The organism is Nocardia sp. CC227C (assembly GCF_030767025.1).
Taxonomy (GTDB): domain Bacteria; phylum Actinomycetota; class Actinomycetes; order Mycobacteriales; family Mycobacteriaceae; genus Nocardia.
In genome coordinates this window covers 346,142-362,787 of sequence record NZ_JASITE010000008.1, presented here as the reverse complement: position 1 = coordinate 362,787, position 16,646 = coordinate 346,142, and the positions used below count along the sequence as shown (strand labels likewise).

General features: G+C 70.3%; 17 protein-coding genes. 10 read left to right on the top strand and 7 right to left on the bottom strand.

The window, feature by feature from the left end; all coding sequences use genetic code 11:
- Together QMO76_RS19170 and QMO76_RS19165 are read right to left on the bottom strand one after the other, a co-directional pair.
- The coding region (locus QMO76_RS19170; RefSeq protein ID WP_306362680.1) for a serine/threonine-protein kinase at positions 1-1,088 on the bottom strand (1,088 nt) is incomplete at its 3' end.
- Between the two features lie 85 nt (positions 1,089-1,173).
- Complete coding sequence (locus QMO76_RS19165) at positions 1,174-2,229, bottom strand: M48 family metallopeptidase (protein ID WP_306362679.1); 1,056 nt, start codon at positions 2,227-2,229, stop codon at positions 1,174-1,176.
- Between the two features lie 44 nt (positions 2,230-2,273).
- Here QMO76_RS19165 and QMO76_RS35375 point away from each other — a divergent pair, with 44 nt between their 5' ends.
- The 6 genes from QMO76_RS35375 to QMO76_RS19140 all read left to right on the top strand — a co-directional run bounded on the left by QMO76_RS35375 (position 2,274) and on the right by QMO76_RS19140 (position 6,757).
- Positions 2,274-2,387, top strand: coding sequence for an Ms4533A family Cys-rich leader peptide (locus tag QMO76_RS35375; protein ID WP_368857813.1), 114 nt, complete (start codon positions 2,274-2,276; stop codon positions 2,385-2,387).
- Positions 2,388-2,564: 177 nt separating this feature from the next.
- Positions 2,565-3,605, top strand: coding sequence for a sulfate ABC transporter substrate-binding protein (locus tag QMO76_RS19160; protein ID WP_306362678.1), 1,041 nt, complete (start codon positions 2,565-2,567; stop codon positions 3,603-3,605).
- Between the two features lie 128 nt (positions 3,606-3,733).
- Complete coding sequence (gene cysT, locus QMO76_RS19155; protein WP_306362698.1) at positions 3,734-4,534, top strand: sulfate ABC transporter permease subunit CysT; 801 nt, start codon at positions 3,734-3,736, stop codon at positions 4,532-4,534.
- Positions 4,531-5,337, top strand: coding sequence for a sulfate ABC transporter permease subunit CysW (gene cysW, locus QMO76_RS19150; RefSeq protein ID WP_306362677.1), 807 nt, complete (start codon positions 4,531-4,533; stop codon positions 5,335-5,337). Before cysT ends, cysW begins: the two co-directional genes overlap by 4 nt.
- Positions 5,334-6,329 carry a sulfate/molybdate ABC transporter ATP-binding protein gene (locus QMO76_RS19145; protein ID WP_306362676.1) on the top strand — a complete coding sequence of 332 codons (996 nt, stop codon included), beginning with the start codon at positions 5,334-5,336 and terminating at the stop codon, positions 6,327-6,329. The genes cysW and QMO76_RS19145 overlap by 4 nt, the downstream gene beginning before the upstream one ends.
- A gap of 95 nt (positions 6,330-6,424) precedes the next feature.
- Positions 6,425-6,757 carry a hypothetical protein gene (locus tag QMO76_RS19140; RefSeq protein WP_306362675.1) on the top strand — a complete coding sequence of 111 codons (333 nt, stop codon included), beginning with the start codon at positions 6,425-6,427 and terminating at the stop codon, positions 6,755-6,757.
- Here the strand turns inward: QMO76_RS19140 and QMO76_RS19135 are convergent.
- Positions 6,742-7,821 (bottom strand): GTP-binding protein, encoded by a 1,080-nt coding sequence (locus QMO76_RS19135; protein ID WP_306362674.1) that lies wholly within the window; start codon positions 7,819-7,821, stop codon positions 6,742-6,744. The two genes, QMO76_RS19140 and QMO76_RS19135, sit on opposite strands and share 16 nt — an antisense overlap.
- A gap of 143 nt (positions 7,822-7,964) precedes the next feature.
- Between QMO76_RS19135 and QMO76_RS19130 the strand changes: the two genes are divergently transcribed.
- Positions 7,965-9,947, top strand: a complete 1,983-nt coding sequence (locus tag QMO76_RS19130) for a PucR family transcriptional regulator (RefSeq protein ID WP_306362673.1) — start codon at positions 7,965-7,967, stop codon at positions 9,945-9,947.
- Here QMO76_RS19130 and pucL read toward each other — a convergent pair.
- Positions 9,929-10,849, bottom strand: a complete 921-nt coding sequence (gene pucL / locus QMO76_RS19125; protein WP_306362672.1) for a factor-independent urate hydroxylase — start codon at positions 10,847-10,849, stop codon at positions 9,929-9,931. The genes QMO76_RS19130 and pucL overlap by 19 nt on opposite strands.
- A 182-nt stretch (positions 10,850-11,031) precedes the next feature.
- Between pucL and QMO76_RS19120 the strand changes: the two genes are divergently transcribed.
- Positions 11,032-12,396, top strand: coding sequence for a uracil-xanthine permease family protein (locus QMO76_RS19120; RefSeq protein WP_306362671.1), 1,365 nt, complete (start codon positions 11,032-11,034; stop codon positions 12,394-12,396).
- Positions 12,397-12,443: 47 nt separating this feature from the next.
- Here QMO76_RS19120 and QMO76_RS19115 read toward each other — a convergent pair whose 3' ends face one another.
- From QMO76_RS19115 to glp, 3 genes are read right to left on the bottom strand one after another with little or no spacing between them, the layout of a single operon-like run.
- Positions 12,444-12,863 carry a molybdenum cofactor biosynthesis protein MoaE gene (locus tag QMO76_RS19115; protein ID WP_306362670.1) on the bottom strand — a complete coding sequence of 140 codons (420 nt, stop codon included), beginning with the start codon at positions 12,861-12,863 and terminating at the stop codon, positions 12,444-12,446.
- Positions 12,856-13,938, bottom strand: coding sequence for a bifunctional molybdenum cofactor biosynthesis protein MoaC/MoaB (gene moaCB / locus QMO76_RS19110; protein WP_306362669.1), 1,083 nt, complete (start codon positions 13,936-13,938; stop codon positions 12,856-12,858). The genes QMO76_RS19115 and moaCB overlap by 8 nt, the downstream gene beginning before the upstream one ends.
- Before the next feature lie 51 nt (positions 13,939-13,989).
- Positions 13,990-15,195 (bottom strand): gephyrin-like molybdotransferase Glp, encoded by a 1,206-nt coding sequence (gene glp, locus QMO76_RS19105; RefSeq protein WP_306362668.1) that lies wholly within the window; start codon positions 15,193-15,195, stop codon positions 13,990-13,992.
- An 86-nt stretch (positions 15,196-15,281) separates the two neighbouring features.
- Between glp and moaA the strand changes: the two genes are divergently transcribed.
- Both moaA and QMO76_RS19095 read left to right on the top strand, forming a co-directional pair.
- Positions 15,282-16,343 (top strand): GTP 3',8-cyclase MoaA, encoded by a 1,062-nt coding sequence (gene moaA / locus QMO76_RS19100; RefSeq protein ID WP_306362667.1) that lies wholly within the window; start codon positions 15,282-15,284, stop codon positions 16,341-16,343.
- Complete coding sequence (locus QMO76_RS19095; protein ID WP_306362666.1) at positions 16,336-16,578, top strand: MoaD/ThiS family protein; 243 nt, start codon at positions 16,336-16,338, stop codon at positions 16,576-16,578. Before moaA ends, QMO76_RS19095 begins: the two co-directional genes overlap by 8 nt.
- Positions 16,579-16,646: the final 68 nt, after the last annotated feature.

Sequence of the window (16,646 nt, the reverse complement as noted above, 5' to 3'; positions counted from 1 at the left end):
GGACCCGCCGCCGCGCCGGGGTCGGCGCCCACCGCGTGGTGGCCTCCCGCAGCGCCGGGATCGGCCGCCGCACCGGGGGTGGCCGTCCGGCGGCCCTCCGCGTCGTCCGGATGGGACGAGCCCGGGGCGAAGCGGGTCGGGTTCGATGTGGGCGGGATCGGATGTGGTCCCGCGGCAGGGGATTTCGGTGGGTGGGCGTCGGGGTTGGGGAGCGTGGCGTTGGGGTTGGGGATGGTCGCGGGTGGGCGGAAGGGGGTGGTGAGGGCGGCGCGGGCGGCGGCGGCGAAGGTGGAGCAGTCGGGGTAACGGTCGTCGGGGGATTTGGCGGCGGCGCGGGCGAGGACCTCGTCCAGGGCCGGGGGGACGTCGGGACGCTGCGGGTGCAGGTGGGGGAGGGGCTTGTTGAGGTGTCCGGCCACCACCTGGCCGGGGTTGGTGGCGCGGTAGGGGCCGTGGCCGGTGAGCAGGGCGTAGCAGGTGCAGGCCAGCGAGTACTGGTCGCCGCGGTGGTCGAGGCGTTCACCGGAGAGGTGTTCGGGGGACGCGAAAGCCAGTGTGGCGGAGAACATTCCGGTGGCGGTGAGTTGGGTGTTGGAATCGGCGAGGGCGGCGATGCCGAAATCGGTGAGCACGGCCCGTTCGTCGCGACCGGTCGCGGCGGCCCACAGCAGGATATTGGCGGGCTTCACATCCCGGTGCAGGATGCCGTGGCTGTGCGCGTAGTCGAGCGCGGCGGCGGTCTCGGAGATGATCCGCACCGCCCGCTCGGCCGGGACGGTGCGCGGGTCGAGCCGGGCCGCGTCGGTACCGGGCACGTACTGCACGGCGATCCACAGATGCCCGTCCTGCACCCCGCGGTCGTGGATCCCGACGATGCTCGGATGATCCAGGCGCGCGATCACATTCGCCTCGCGCTCGAACCGCCGCCGCACCTCCTCGTCCGCCGACACCTCCCGATTCAGCAGTTTGAGCGCCACCTTGCGCGGCAGCCGCGGATGCCGGGCGAGGTAGACCGTGCCCATGCCGCCGTGCCCGAGTACGCCCTCGATCTCGTAACCGGCGAACGACTCGTTCACACCGAGTTGCACGACAGGTCACTCCATCTCGTTCGATCGACAGGGCATCCGGGCCGAGCGCGCACGCTCCCCGCACCGAGTATTCCGCACTCCGCGACTAGGAGCCGTCTCGATTCCGCCACTCGTCGAACCGCTTGCCGATCTTTGACACCGTCTCACCCACTTCCTGCCCCACCGTGTTGACCGCCGAGGCGGCATCGCGACCGAGATTGCGCACCACCTTGACCAGCGGATCCTCCGACTGGTCGAAGGAGTCGCGATAGCTGCGGGCGGCCTGGCGGATCTCCTCGCCGAGACGCGTGTCGCGGTCGGTGTGGCGGCGTGGATACTGCCCGTCGAGCACCCGGCCGTATTCCCCGCCGGCGATCCACCGGCGCAGTTCGGCGGCGCGCAGCACCGAGAACGGGTGACTCTGCAATTCCAGGTTGAGCAGCTTCAGCACCCCGTCGCGCAGGTCTCCGGAGCGGTCGTAGTCGTCGGCCTGGGCCAGGAAGGCCGCATGGCTCATCTGGTCCACCCGTGAGCCGCCCGCCAGTTTCATGTGCACCCGCACCGACGCCTCCACGTCCTGGCCCGCCAGCAGTCCCGCGCGGTCGCCGGAGAGCTCGGATTTGCGGCTCCACTCCATGAGCGCCGCGACGATGGCCCGCAGCGCCCACCCGCCGATCGGAATCCAGCCGATGCCGCCGGCCAGCCGCATGAGGTGCATGAGCATGGTGCGGTAGACGGCGTGCCCGGAGAGCGCGTGCCCGAGTTCGTGGCCCACCACGAACCGCAGCTCCTCCTGGTCGAGCAGGTCCAGCAGTCCGGTGGTCAGCACGATGAAGGGCTGGTCCATGCCGATGGTGAGGGCGTTGGCCCGCGGGTCCTGGAGTACGAACATCTCCGGAGTGGTGGGTGCGTCCAGGATGTCGACGCAGTCCTGGCGCAGCTGGTGCAGCGTCTTGAACTGTCGTTCGTCCACGCGCACCGCGGTGGCCAGGTAGAGCAGCCGGTGCTGGCGTTCGGCGAGCAGTCCGCTCAGGGTGCGCAGCACCGTGTCGAAGCCGGCGAGGCTGCGCAGCGCCACCAGGGCGGTCCGGTCGGCGGGGTGCTCCCAGGCGCGGGTGCTGATCTCCGGGAATCGGGTGCGGAGTCGGTCAGGGCTCGTCATGAATTTCCCCCGTGTGGGCGTTTCTCGGTGATTCGCGGCCTCGAATGCCGCTCTGCTACAGTCTGCCCGTGTCGTCGAGTGCTCCACCCCGGGTCCGCCATGAATTGGCGTTGATCGCGGTGGGCTGCCTTGCGGTAGCGGACATTCACTGTCGCTGACCGCCGACCGAACCGCTGCACGGCTCATCAGTAGACTGGCGCGCGTCCTTTCGCAGCTGACGTTCGTTCCCGGCGGCCTTCGGGCCGATCGCGCCATCGCCGTGCCCGGACGCGGGCTCACGGCAGTCCCCAGATTTCCGCCGACGAGTTCGGCGGGCGGTAGGAAAGGTCCTCTCGATGCCCCGCAGTTCCCGGCTCCGACGTCCGTCGCTCGTCACCGCGCTGGTGGCCGTGGCCGCCCTAGCCCTCACCGGATGCGGTGGCGGCTCCAGTGACGAGGTCGGCGGCGGCGATGTCGACAACAGCCGCGGCACCCTGCACCTGTACGCCTACGCCACGCCGAAGCCGGGTTTCGACGAGGTGGTGCCCGCGTTCAACGAGACCGAGGCCGGGGAAGGCGTCGAGGTGGTGCCCTCCTACGGCGCGTCCGGCGACCAGTCCCGCAAGGTGGCCAAGGGGGCGGACGCCGATGTGGTGAACTTCTCGGTGGAGCCCGACATCACCCGCCTGGTCGACGCCGGACTGGTCGATCCGGACTGGAATGCCGACGCCAACAAGGGAATTCCGTTCGGTTCCGTGGTCACGCTGGTGGTGCGCGAGGGCAATCCCAAGGGCATCCGGGACTGGGACGATCTGCTGCGGCCGGGCGTCGAGGTGGTCACCCCCAACCCGTTCAGCTCCGGCTCGGCCAAATGGAATCTGCTCGCCCCGTACGCGGCCGAGAGCGAGGGCGGCAAGAATCCGCAGGCGGGTCTGGACTACCTGTCGGAACTGCTCTCGCCCGAGCATGTGAAGGTGCAGCCGAGTTCCGGCCGGATGGCCACCGATACCTTCCTCCAGGGCGTCGGCGACGTGCTGATCAGCTATGAGAACGAGGCCATCTTCGCCGAGCGGCAGGGCGATCCCATCGAGCACGTGGTGCCGCCGATCACCTTCAAGATCGAGAATCCGGTGGCGGTGCTGAAGAGTTCGCGCCACCCCGAGCGGGCCGCGGCGTTCCGGGACTTCCTCTACACCCCCGCCGCCCAGCGCGCCTGGGCCGAGGCCGGATTCCGCCCGGTGGACCCGCAGGTGATGGCCGACTTCGCCGCCGAGTTCCAGCAGCCGCGCACCCTGTGGACCATTGCCGACCTGGGCGGCTGGCAGACCGTGGACCAGGAACTGTTCACCCAGGGCAGCGGCGGTATCGCCACGATCTACGAGCGGACCACCGGATAGTCGGGTGACGTGAACCACACAGGATACTGGCTACCGTGAAAGACAGCAGCGGAAGCGTCGAGCTCGGGCGGGACTCGCGCGCATCCACCGACACCACCGGCGTCCCGCGCCCGGACCGCCGGTCCTGGTTGCGGGTGACCGGATCGGTCGGCCCCCTCGGCATCGCGATCGCGGTGCTGTGGCTCAGCATCATCGTGCTGCTGCCGCTGGCGGCGCTGACCGTCAACTCGTTCAGCGACGGCTGGTCGGGCTTCTGGGACGCGGTCACCGCCCCCGCCGCGCTGGGCGCGCTGCGGGTGACCGTCGTCGTCTCGGTGATCGTCGCCGTGCTCAACGTCGTCATGGGCACCCTCATCGCCTGGGTGCTGGTGCGCGACGACTTCCCCGGCAAGAGCATCGTGAACGCGCTCATCGACCTGCCGTTCGCGCTGCCGACCATCGTGGCCAGCATCGTGCTGCTGTCGCTGTACGGTCCGCAGAGCCCGCTCGACATCCAGCTCAATGCCACCCAGCCCGGTCTGGTGGTGGCGCTGGCCTTCGTGACGCTGCCGTTCGTGGTGCGTTCGGTGCAACCGGTGCTCATCGAGGTCGATATCGAGGTCGAGCAGGCGGCGGCCTCGCTGGGCGCGGACAACTGGACCACCTTCCGGCGCATCGTGCTGCCGACCCTGACCCCGGCCATCATCAGCGGCGGCGGGCTCGCCTTCGCCCGCGCCATCGGCGAATTCGGGTCGGTGGTGCTGATCGGCGGCAATATCCCGGGCGAGACCCAGGTGGCCTCGCAGTACATCCAGCAGCAGATCGAGGTGGACCGCCCGGTCAGCGCGGCGGCGGTCTCGGTGGCGCTGCTGGTGATCGCGTTCCTGACGCTGCTGGTGCTGCGGCTGTTCGCGGAGCGGGCGGCGCGGAAGGAGCAGGACGCGCAGTGAAACTCTCGGCGATGACCCGTATTTCGCTGCGCACGGTGGCGCTCGGGTATCTGTTCGTGCTGCTGGTGCTGCCGCTGGGCATCATCCTGTACCGCAGTTTCGAAAACGGCATCGGGACGTTCATCGACTGGATCTCCACGCCCGCGGCGATTTCCGCGTTCAACCTCTCCATGATCATCGTGGCCATCGTGGTGCCGGTGAATGTGGTCTTCGGCGTGATGACCGCTATCGCGCTGGTGCGCGGGCGTTTTCCGGGCCGCGGTCTGATTCAGGGCCTGGTCGATCTGCCCTTCGCGACATCGCCGGTGGTGGTCGGCGTCTCGCTCATCCTGCTGTGGGGCGCGGGCGGCTGGTTCGGCGGTCTCGAGGACTACGGCCTGAAGATCATCTTCAGCCTGCCCGGCATGGTGCTCGCCACCATCTTCGTGACGCTGCCGTTCGTGGTGCGCGAGGTGGAGCCGGTGCTGCACGAGATCGGCGACGATCAGGAACTGGCCGCGGCGACGCTGGGCGCGAACCGCTGGCAGACGTTCTCGCGCATCACCCTGCCCGCCATCCGGTGGGGCCTCACCTACGGCGTGGTGCTCACGGTCGCGCGGGCACTGGGTGAATTCGGCGCGGTGCTCATGGTCTCCACCGCGCTGCCCGGCCAGTCGCAGACGCTCACGCTGCTCGTGCACGACCGGTACAACGATCACAACGTCTTCGGCGCGTACTGCGCGGCGACCCTGCTCATGGGCATCGCCTTCGTCGTCCTTCTCCTGATGACTCTCCTCGAACGTAAGCGGGACTCTGCCTCATGATCACCGTGACCGGTGCGAACAAGCGCTACGGCTCGTTCGCCGCTCTCGACAATGTCAGCATCGACATCCCCTCGGGGGAGTTGACCGCGCTGCTGGGGCCGTCCGGATCGGGCAAGTCCACGCTGCTGCGGTCCATCGCCGGGCTGGAGTCGCTCGATACCGGGGTGGTCACCATCGCCGGGCGCGATGTCACCCGGGTGCCGCCGCAGAAGCGCGATATCGGGTTCGTCTTCCAGCACTACGCGGCGTTCAAGCACATGACCGTGCGCGACAATGTGGCGTTCGGGCTCCAGATCCGCAAGCGGCCCAAGAGCGAGATCGCCAAGCGGGTCGACGAACTGCTCGAGATCGTCGGACTGGACGGTTTCCAGCACCGCTATCCGGCGCAGCTGTCGGGTGGTCAGCGCCAGCGCATGGCCCTGGCGCGGGCGCTGGCGGTGGAGCCGCAGGTGCTGCTGCTCGACGAGCCGTTCGGCGCGCTCGACGCGAAGGTCCGCACCGATCTGCGCAAATGGCTGCGGCGGCTGCACGACGAGGTGCACGTCACCACGGTCCTGGTCACCCACGACCAGGAAGAAGCCCTCGACGTGGCGGACAAGATCGCGGTCATGAACCGCGGCCGCATCGAACAGATCGGCACCCCCGAGGACGTCTACGACCGTCCCACCAACGAATTCGTCATGTCCTTCCTCGGCGATGTCGCCAAACTGAACGGACATCTGGTGCGCCCGCACGATATCCGCGTCGGCCGCGATCCCAGCATGGCACTGGCCAGCCACGAGGGCACGGCGGTGTCGGCCGGGGTCACCCGCGCCAGTGTCGAACGCGTCGTCCACCTCGGATTCGAGGTGCGGGTGGAACTGAAGAACGCCGCCACCGGCGACCTGTTCACCGCCCAGGTGACCCGCGGCGACGCCGAGGCCCTGCACCTGGCCGCCGGAGAGTCCGTCTACGTCCGCGCCACCCGCATCCCGAACCTGCCCGCCGAGTGAGCCCGGCGGTCGAGCACGAACGCACCGACGACAGCGTCATCGCCGGGCGCTGACGGCCGCTGGTCTGCGGTCCTGGCGGCGTGCATGCTGGTGTCATGGGGCGCGTATGCGATGTGGGTACCGTCTGGGTCGACGCCGTGCGGTGGGCCGGGGACGATCCGCAGCCGGGACTGGTCGAGGTGCGGTTGACCGATGCGCACGGGATCGCGCATCCGATCATCGACAAGGAACCGATTTTCGGCTCCGAGCCGCCGCTGCGGCCGGACACCGTCTACCCGGTCCGGACGCGCTTGGGCTGCACCGTGCTGGACGCACGCGTCGTGCGGGGGCGTGAGCTGGTCACCATCACCACCGCGCTGCCCTACGGCGTCGAATCCGCGAGTGGGCGGACCGAATTCGAGGTGACGCCGGATCAGCTCACGGATTGAGCGGCCGGTTCGACGTAGCGCCAGACGGGTAGGAGTTCCTGTTCGTCGAGGGGGGTGGCGTCGGTGTGCACGGTGGTGCGCAGGCGGTCCAGGGCGGCGGCGGTGTCCAGGCCCGCGCCGATCAGGACCAGGTTGGTGGCGCGGGGTTCGTGGCGGGGCCAGGGGGTGGGCTCCACCACGATGTGGCGGCCGACCATGTGCAGGATGAATTTGCGGCGGTCGTCGGGGACGGCGAAGGCGATGGTGCCCTTGGCGCGGAACAGGCCGGAGGGCGGGTTCTCGAAGAAGTCGACGAGGGCGCGCGGACGCAGGTCCGTGGTGCTGGTGAAGGAGACCGTGTCGTAGCCGTCGTGCAGGTGGCGGTGGTCGTGGCAGGCACGGCCGTCGCAGTCGTGGTGGTCGTCGTCGGCGTCGGCGAACAGTTCGTCGAAGCTGAGCTGCTCGCCGACGCGGGGGCGGCGCGCCTCGTGGTCCGGGGTGTCCACCAACAGGCCCGGATCGATGCGCCCGTGCGCGGTGGAGTAGACCGGGGCCGGGTCGGCCAGGGCGCGGATCTCGGTGAGCAGTCCGTCGAGCGTCGCCAGCGGGACGCGGTCGGCCTTGTTCACCACCACCAGATCCGCCATGCGCAGATGGGTGGCGAGTTCCGGGTGCTGGGCGCGGGCCTGCGGGAAATGCTCGGCGTCCACCAGTTCCACCAGCCCGCCGTAGCCGATGCGCGGATTCTCGCTGTTGACGATCATCCGGATCAGATTGCGCGGCTCGGCCAGCCCGCTGGCCTCCACCACGATCACGTCGATCCGGGCGCGCGGCTGCGCCAGGCGGTCGAAGAGCCCGTCCAGCTCGCTCACGTCCACCGCACAGCACACACAGCCGTCGCCCAGCGACACCATGGCGTCCACCTGGCCCGCCACCAGCATGGCGTCGATGTTCACCGCGCCGAAATCATTGACCACCACCCCGATTCGCAGTCCGCGATTATTGCGCAGCAGGTGATTGAGCAGCGTTGTCTTACCGGCCCCCAGAAATCCGGCCACCACGAGAACAGGAATGCGCCGAGCCACCAGCACACCCTACCGACCACGCCGCCGCCCCCGTCACCGCGCGGTGCGGATCCTCGTGAAGCGGCCGCAGCATGGGCGAAACGTGGCGGCAACACCGGGCTCATACGGTGTGCGGCAGTAGGCACGAAGGACGGAGGTGTGCCGTGCGCTTACGGGATCTGCTCGGTGCGCCGCAGTTGCGGATGGAGCTGCTGCACGGTGACGCGGCGGTGCTGGAGCGTGCGGTGGCACGGGTGTGTGTGACCGATATGCCGGACCCGCAGCCGTTCGTGACGGCCGGAGCACTGGTGTGCACCGGCCTGGTGTGGCGGAGTTCCCCGGCGGACGCGGACCGATATGTCGGTCTGCTGGCGCGGGCGGGAGCCGTCGGCGTGGTCGCCGGACAAGCCCTGCACGGCTACGTGCCCGACGATGTGATCGCGGCGTGCGCTCGCCACGACCTGCCGCTGCTGTCGGCCCCGCAGAGCGCGCCCTTCAGCCGGATCATCGAGTACATGGCCGAGCAAGCCGCCGAAACTCGTTGGCAACGTGAACAATTCGGATTGCGTCGACTGCTGGCCGAGGCGGCCGGGGGTGCGGATATCGGCGACCTCATGGCGGATGTCGCGGCGGAGCACGGATTCTCGACCTGGCTGCTCACCGCGACCGGCGCGGTCGTGGCGGGTACCGCGCCGCTGTGTGCCGATGAGATCGATCGCATCCTCCCCACCGCCCTGACCGCGCCCCGACTGCCCGCCGTCGCCCCCGGAGCGGTCACGGTGCACCCGGTCGGCAATCGCGGTACCGACCGGGCCGCGGCCTGGTACCTCATGGTCCGCGCCGCCGCCGACGCCAACCCGCGTGGAGTGCAGACCGTGGGTGCGGACTTGGCCGCCGTCGCGGAAATCTACCGGGCACGCCGAGCCGAGCACCTGCGCGCCACCTGGGATATCGCCGACAACACCGTCGATCTCACCGCCGCACCGACGACCGTCCCGCTGGTCGCCCTGGTATGCGACCTGTGCGTCACCCCCCGATCCGACAGTGCCGACACCCCCGGCGTCGCCGAACGGCGGTCGCCTGCCGCCGCGCGGGCCACCCGGAGTGCGATCGGGACCGTCAGCGCGGCGGTGTCCGCAGCGGCGGTGGACGAGAATGCCGCCGACGCCGTGATCGCGGCCGACGCATCCGAACATGTCGCCATCACGGCCGAGGAGTCGACCGCGGTGGCGGCTGTGCCACGGTCGAGCGCGCCCACCGGTGCTGCCGCACCAGCGCCCACGCCCTCGGATTCGTGTGGGCCGGTGGCCGTCGCGAGGGCGGTGGCGGCAACCGCGCCCGCGGCTGCGCGCCGGGCGGTCCGGCCCGGCGGCGATCGGGTGGGGCGTGCCGCCGGAACCGGGCGATGGTCGGCCGCCGTCGATCCCGACCGGCGGGTCGGCGGCGAGCCGGTCGTCGCAACCGCGGTGTGGGGCGATGCCCAGGCGCGGTGCGTCACCGATCCGATCACCGTAACAGCCGCTCGCATGCCGTCGGCGAAGGCGCAGCCGACTCGCGAAACCCTGCGGGCCGCACTGCACGATGTGCTGCCCGGCATCGTGACCGGTATCGACCGGGATGGTCGCGTCATCGGATACGTGCCCGGAAGCGAAGCGGAGGTGGCGGAGCTGCTGCGCCGGGCGCTCGGGCGGCTGCGGCCGGTGCTGGGCGGCGGGGGGATCGGGGTCGGGGTGAGCGCGCCGCAGAGTGGGGAGGCGCTGTCCGGGGCGTTCGCCGCGGCGGCCGCCGTCGCACCGGCCGAGGCGGGGGAGGTCACCGTGCATGTCGCCGATATCGACAGTGCGGCGGGGCTTTTCACGGCCATACCGGATCAGTTGCAGCGCCGGTTCGCCGAGCGGGTGCTGGGGCCGGTGGTCGAATACGACCGCAGGACCGGTGCGGGGCTGGTGCGCACCCTGGAGGTGTTTCTCGGATGCGAGGGTTCCTGGCGGCAGGCGGCGGAGCATATGCACCTGCACCTCAATACGGTGCGCTATCGGATCGGCCGGGTCGAGGAGCTGACCGGGCGGGACCTCGGTCGGCTCGACGACCGGCTCGACCTGTACCTGGCGGTGCGGACACTCGGTGGTCACACCGCCCCGGTGTAGGCGTCCCAGGCGATTCCGGCGTCCGGCGCGCCCTCCCGCAGCACACTCGCCTGGATCAGGCCGTAGGGCCGATCGTCGGCGTGGAACACCTCACCGGCGTTCTCCACCCCGAATCGGCCGAGGTCGTAGGCGAAATGGTGTTTGTTGGGCGCGGACATGCGAATCTCCGCCAGGCACGGATACGCCTCCAGCGCCGCCTTGCCCATCTCGAACAGCGTCTGCTGCAACGCCTTCGAATGCAGCGTGGCGAACGTCTCGATCATGACCGCGCGGATGCCGTCGTAGGCCGCGTCCCAATCGTCGGGGGCGGCGGCGAAGCGCCAGCGCGCCACCAGGCTGGTCGCCAGAATCCGATCCGCGGCGGGCTCGAGCACCGTGTACGGATCGGTCAGGAATCCGGCGAACTCCGATCCGGTGGATTTGAGGATCACCAGATCCTTCACCCCGCCGATCACCCACTCCCGACGCTCGGAGCCGGTGCCGCGCACCGTGATCGCGGCGATCCGGACCTCCGGCCCCACCCGCGTCCAGGTGTGATCGTGCTCGCTGCCGCCGACCGGAACACGCTGCCACGCGTACTCCTCGATCTCGATGCGCGCCGAGTCCACCGGTTCGATGTCGTCCACGAAATGCCGGGCCAGCGCCAGTCCGTAGTCCTCGATACCGCCGTCGCCGTGCTCCTTGGCGTAGGAGTAGACGGTCTGCTTCTGGGTGTCGGTGGGCAGCACCGCACCCTGGTCGCCGACCGTGTGCGCCGGATCGAACGCACCGCGCAGGCACGACGACACATTCAGGTCGCGGATCTCGTGCCGGGCGGTGTCCCGGTAGATGCGCACCACCCGGTTCTCCGCTTTGCCGTACTGATGCGGGCCGAGCACGATCTTTCCGGGCGATGCGGTCACGAGCGGCTCCCTCGGTCGATGGACATCCTGATCCCACTCTGGCGCATGTCGCGCCCCGCGAGCGCTGGTTGCCGAGACAAAATTCGGCGTGTCCGCGACCGCCGATTAGGTGTATCGGACAAACCCCCGATCGTGGCCGAGTGTCTAGCGTGATCTCACCCGCCGTATCGCAAGGAGTACCGATGACCTCGCCCCATCCCGTCGACATCCGGCTGCCGTGGACACGGCTGCTGGCCTTCGGCATCCAGCACGTCCTGATCATGTACACCGGATGTGTCACCGTCCCACTGGTATTCGGCGCGGCGGCCGGGCTCGACCAGGCCACCATCGGACTGCTCATCAGCGCCGACCTGCTGGTCGCGGGCTTCATCACCATGGTGCAGAGCCTCGGGGCCGGGCGGTTCCTGGGCGCGCGGCTGCCCATCATCTGCGGCGCGACGTTCGTGGCGATGTCGCCGATGATCCTCATCGCCAAGGAGTACGGGCTGCCCGCCGTCTACGGGTCCATGCTCCTCGGCGGTCTGATCGGACTGGCGCTGGCCTGGCCGTTCGCCATGATCGTGCGGTTCTTCCCGCCGCTGGTGACCGGGACCGTGCTCACCGTGGTCGGCATCTCGCTCATCGGCGTGGCGGGCGGGCTGATCGTCGGCACCGATCCGAGCGACGCCGCCTTCGGTGATCCCGCCCGCATCGGACTGGCTGCCGTGGTGCTGGTGATCGCGCTCGTGTTCACCTGCCTGGGCCGCGGCGTGTGGTCGCAGCTCGGCATTCTCATCGCGCTGGCCGTGGGCGTGCTCATGGCCGTTCCCATGGGCCTGATCACGCTGGATGGGGTCGGGGCGGCGGACTGGCTCGGCATTCCGCGGCCGTTCCACTTCGGCGCGCCGGAGTTCCCGCTCGCCGCGGTGGTGGCCATGACCATCGTGATCGCGGTGGTGTTCGCCGAGTCCACCGCCAGCATGCTCGCCATCGGCGAGATCACCGGGAAGAAGGTCGGGCGCGCGGAATTGGGTCGCGGACTGGCCGGTGACGGTCTGTCGGCGGTGCTGGCCGGTGTGTTCAGCTCCTTCATCGACACCGTCTTCAACCAGAATGTCGGCGCGGTGGCGGCGACCCGGGTGTACAGCCGCTATGTGACGGCGGTCAGCGGCGCGCTGCTCATGATCCTGGGTATCGTGCCCCGCTTCGGCGCTGTGGTGGCGGCGGTGCCGAAACCGGTGGTCGGCGGCGTGGGCCTGGTGCTGTTCGCGACCATCGCCGTAATCGGTGTCAATACGCTGCGCAAGGCCGACCTGACCGACCGTGTCAACTTGACCATCGCCGCCACCGCCATCGGCGTCGGTCTGATCCCGGTCCTGACCGACGGCATGTTCGACCGCTTCCCGTCCTCGGCGCAGATCCTGCTGGACAGCGGCATCTCCCTGGCGGCGGCCACGGTCTTCACCCTGAACATGATCTTCAACCACACCCGCCTTGGCGGATTCGCGCGCGGCACGGCGGAATCCGCGCCGCCGACGTCGGAGCCGCAGGACCCGGTGACGGCCTGAATCGCAGGCCGGACGCGCAGCGCACGCCTGCGGCCGCCGGGAACGGCTCAGCCGCAGGCGTTCACCCATTCGGACATGCCGTCGGCGAAGCGCTGCCGCTTCCAGATGGGGACCTCGTGTTTGATGCGGTCCACCAGCTCGGCGCAGACGGTGAAGGCTTCGGCGCGGTGCGGGGCCGCCACCGCGACCGTGATGGCGAGATCGCCGATGGTGAGGGGGCCGATGCGGTGCACGGCCGCCACGGGCAGGCCGCTGGCTGCGGCCACCTCGGTGCAGACCCGGTGCAGGAAGCGTTCGGCCTCGGGATGCGCGGAGTACTCCAGGGCCGAAACCGAGTGGCCGCCATCGTGATCGCGGACCTTGCCGGTGAACACCACGACCGCGCCGTGTTCGGGGCCGGACACCGCCCGCTCCACCTCGTCGGGGTTCAGCGGCTGTTCGCTGATCCGGGCCAGCAGGTCACTCATGGCTGCCTCCTCCGGCCACCTGGGCCAGCAGATGTTCGAGCAGTGGTTCCAGCACGGCGATGCCGTCCTTCACCCCGCCCGGCGAACCGGGCAGGTTGACGATCACCGTGCGCCCCGCCAGCCCCGCGACGCCGCGGCTCAGCGCGGCCAGCGGGAATTTCGCGGCACCCCGCTGCCGAATCGCCTCCGCCACCCCCGGCAGTTCGCGATCCAGCACCTTCAGCGTCGCCTCCGGGGTGGCGTCGGTGGGCGAGGCCCCCGTCCCGCCGGTGCTGATCACCAGCGCGGGTTCCTCCGACAGCGCGTCCGACAGGCCGTGGGCGATATCCGCGTCGGCGTACACCAGCGGCCCCCGCACCGAGAAACCGAGCCCGGCAAGCCATTCCACCAGCCGCGGCCCGGTGGTGTCGGTCCGCGTCCCCGCCGCCACGCCGGTCGATGCCACCAGCACGGCCGCGCGGCGGCCCGCGCCGAACGCATCGGCCCCGGCGGCGTCTCCGGAAGGCCGTTCCGCCGCGGCGTGCGAGTGCCGGTGGCTTGCCCCGTGCGGGTGCGCCGAAGCGTCCACGGCGGTCCGCTCGGTGCCGGTCTCCGCCGCGGTGGCCTCCGGCCGTTCCCAATGTCCGTGCTTGCCACCGTCTTTGGTGAGCAGTCGGACGCCGGTCAGGGTGGCGGCCGGGTCCACGGCCTTGACCATGTCGTGCAGGGTGAGCCCGGCCACCGCCACGGCGGTGAGGGCTTCCATCTCGACGCCGGTGGGGCCCTTGGTCTTCGCGGACGCCTCGATGGTGATGGTGGCGTCGGTGAAGCCGAAGCGCACGTCCACCGAGGACAGCGCCAGCTGGTGGCAGAGCGGAATGAGTTCCGAGGTCTTCTTGGCCCCGTTGATCCCGGCGATGCGGGCGGTGGACAGCACATCGGCCTTGGGCATGTCGTCGGCGCGCACCAGCCGCACCACCTCGGGCGTGGTCCGCAGCTCACCGGCCGCCACCGCAACCCGCGTGGTGTCGGCCTTGGCGCTCACATCCACCATGCGAGCGCGTCCCTCCCGATCGACATGGGACAACTCACTCATGCCCACCAGCGTTCCACAGTCGCCCCGGTGGGGCGGCACGGGGTAACAGGGTCAGAGGTGTCGGACCCGCACCAGCGTCCCGGCAGGCAGGTCGGTCACCTCGGCCGGAATGTCGATCAGCACGTCCGCGGCGGCCATGGAGGCGATCAGGTGGGAGCCGGGTCCGGCGACCAGGGCCACGCCGTCGTCGGTGCGCCGACCGCGCAGGAACTGGCGGCGACCGGCGGGGGAGCGGACCGGTTCCAGCAATGCCAGCTCGGCGGTGTCGACCGGCGGGAGTCCGGCCAGCTCACGCAGGACCGGGCGGGCGAAGACCTCGAACGAGACGGCGGTCGACACCGGATTGCCGGGGAAACTCACCACCGGCACCCCGTCCACCACCGTCACACCCTGCGGTCCGCCGGGTTGCACCGCGACGGAACCGAATTCGCCGCCCAGCTCGGCGAGCACGTCCTTGACCACCTCGAAGTCGCCCTTGGACACGCCGCCGGAGGTGAACACCACATCGGCGGCGGCCGCGGCGGCGGTCACCAGCGCGCGGAACTCGGCCGGATCGTCGGAACTGTGTCCGACCGACACCACCTCGACGTCGTTGTCCGCCAAGGCCGTCGCCAGTGTGAGCCCGTTGGAGTCGTAGATCTGGCCCGGCCGCAGCACGCTGCCCGCGGGCATGAGCTCGTCACCGGTGGTGAGCACCGCGGCCCGCACCCGCCGCGCGACCGGGACCTCGGCCAGCCCGACCGCGGCCAGCGCCGCCACATGCCGGGGGGCGAGCCGGGTGCCCGCCGCGACCAGCAGGTCCCCGGCGCGCGCGTCCGTGCCCGGCTCGCGCACGAAATCGCCTGCGGCGCGGCCCTTCTCGATGGTCACCAGGGAGCCGTCGGCGCGGGTGTCCTCGACCGGCACCACACAGTCCGCGCCCGGCGGCAGCGGCGCGCCGGTCATGATCTTCACGGCCGTCCCGGCGGGCAGCTCCGCGTCACCGGCCATCCCGGCCGCCACCACACCGGCGAGCGGCAGCGTCACCGGCACGTCGGCCACCGACTCGGCGCGCACCGCGTAGCCGTCCATGGACGAGTTACGGAAGACCGGCAGATCCAGGGGGGAGTGCAGGTCCTCGGCCAGCCGCCGTCCGAGCGCGCGCGCCATCGGAATCCGCTCGGTCTCCCGGCCGGCCAGCGGGCGCAGCAAACTCTCGATGCGTTGCCGGTGGTCGTCGACGGATCGGGCCTGCGTCCGAACTGGCCGAGAAGTCATGCGGGTCAGCCTATACGCGCGCCGGGGCGGGGCCGTCCGGCACGACAGGCGAGCGGGGGACTGGACATACCCGTAATAATGGTCGGGTGACCGTGGTCGTGATGGGAATTCCCGCCGTACGAGCCGGGCGACCCTCCCTCGACGGTCGCCCCGATACCCCGTTCCTGGTGGACCGCTACGGGCGTACCGCCCGTGACCTGCGGGTATCCATTACCGAGAAGTGTTCGCTGCGGTGCACCTACTGCATGCCGGAGGAGGGCCTGCCGCCCATTCCGGCCGATGAGCTGCTCACCGCCGACGAGATCGTCCGCCTGGTCACGCTGGCGGTGCACGAACTCGGCGTGCACGAGGTGCGCTTCACCGGCGGCGAACCGCTCATGCGCCGGGATCTGGAGCGGATCATCGCCGGCTGCCGCGCCGCGCTGCCGGACACGCCGCTGGCCATGACCAGCAATGGCGTCGGTCTCGAACACCGCGCCCGCAAGCTGGCCGAGGCCGGACTGAACCGGGTCAATGTCTCCCTCGACACCGTCGACCGCGACGGTTTCGCCCGCCTCACCCGCCGCGACCGTCTCGAGTCGGTGCTCTCCGGCATCCGCGCCGCCCAGCGCGAAGGGCTGGCCCCGGTCAAGGTGAACGCCGTGCTCATGCGCGAAACCCTTTCCGGCGCGGCGGATCTGCTCCAGTGGTGCATCGACGAGGGCTGCGAACTGCGCTTCATCGAGGAGATGCCGCTCGACGCCGACCACGAGTGGGCACGGGCCAATATGATCACCGCCGCCGAACTCCTCGACGTGCTGGGGAAGCGCTTCACCCTCACCGAGATCGGCCGCCCCGACGACCCGTCCGCCCCCGCCGAGAACTGGCTGGTCGACGGCGGCCCCGGCACCGTCGGCATCATCGCCTCGGTGACCCGCAAGTTCTGTGGCGACTGCGACCGCACCCGGCTCACCGCCGACGGCCGCATCCGCTCCTGCCTGTTCAGCGATCAGGAATACGATGTGCGCGCGGCCCTGCGCTCCGGCGCCTCGGACGCGGAGATCGCCACCCTGTGGCGCGGCGCCATGTGGAACAAGTGGGCGGGTCACGGCATCGACGCCGCCGACTTCCAGCCCCCCGAGCGAACGATGGGAGCCATCGGTGGTTGAGGTCCGCTACTTCGCCGCCATCGCCGACGCGGTGGGCAAGGACTCCGAAACCCTGGACCTCCCCGCGGGAGCCACGGTCGCCGACCTGCGCCAGACCCTGACCACCGCCTACGGCCCCGACCTGGACCCCATGCTCCGCGTCTGCGCCTACCTCGTCGGCGACGAACTCACCAGGGACACAACGACTCCCCTCACCGCCCGGGTGGACGTCCTGCCCCCCTTCGCGGGCGGCTGATCCGCCGCTGCGCCCAGGCGGTTCGGCTGGCACGACGCATGTCGTCGGCTGGCCGGTGATCTCGGCGA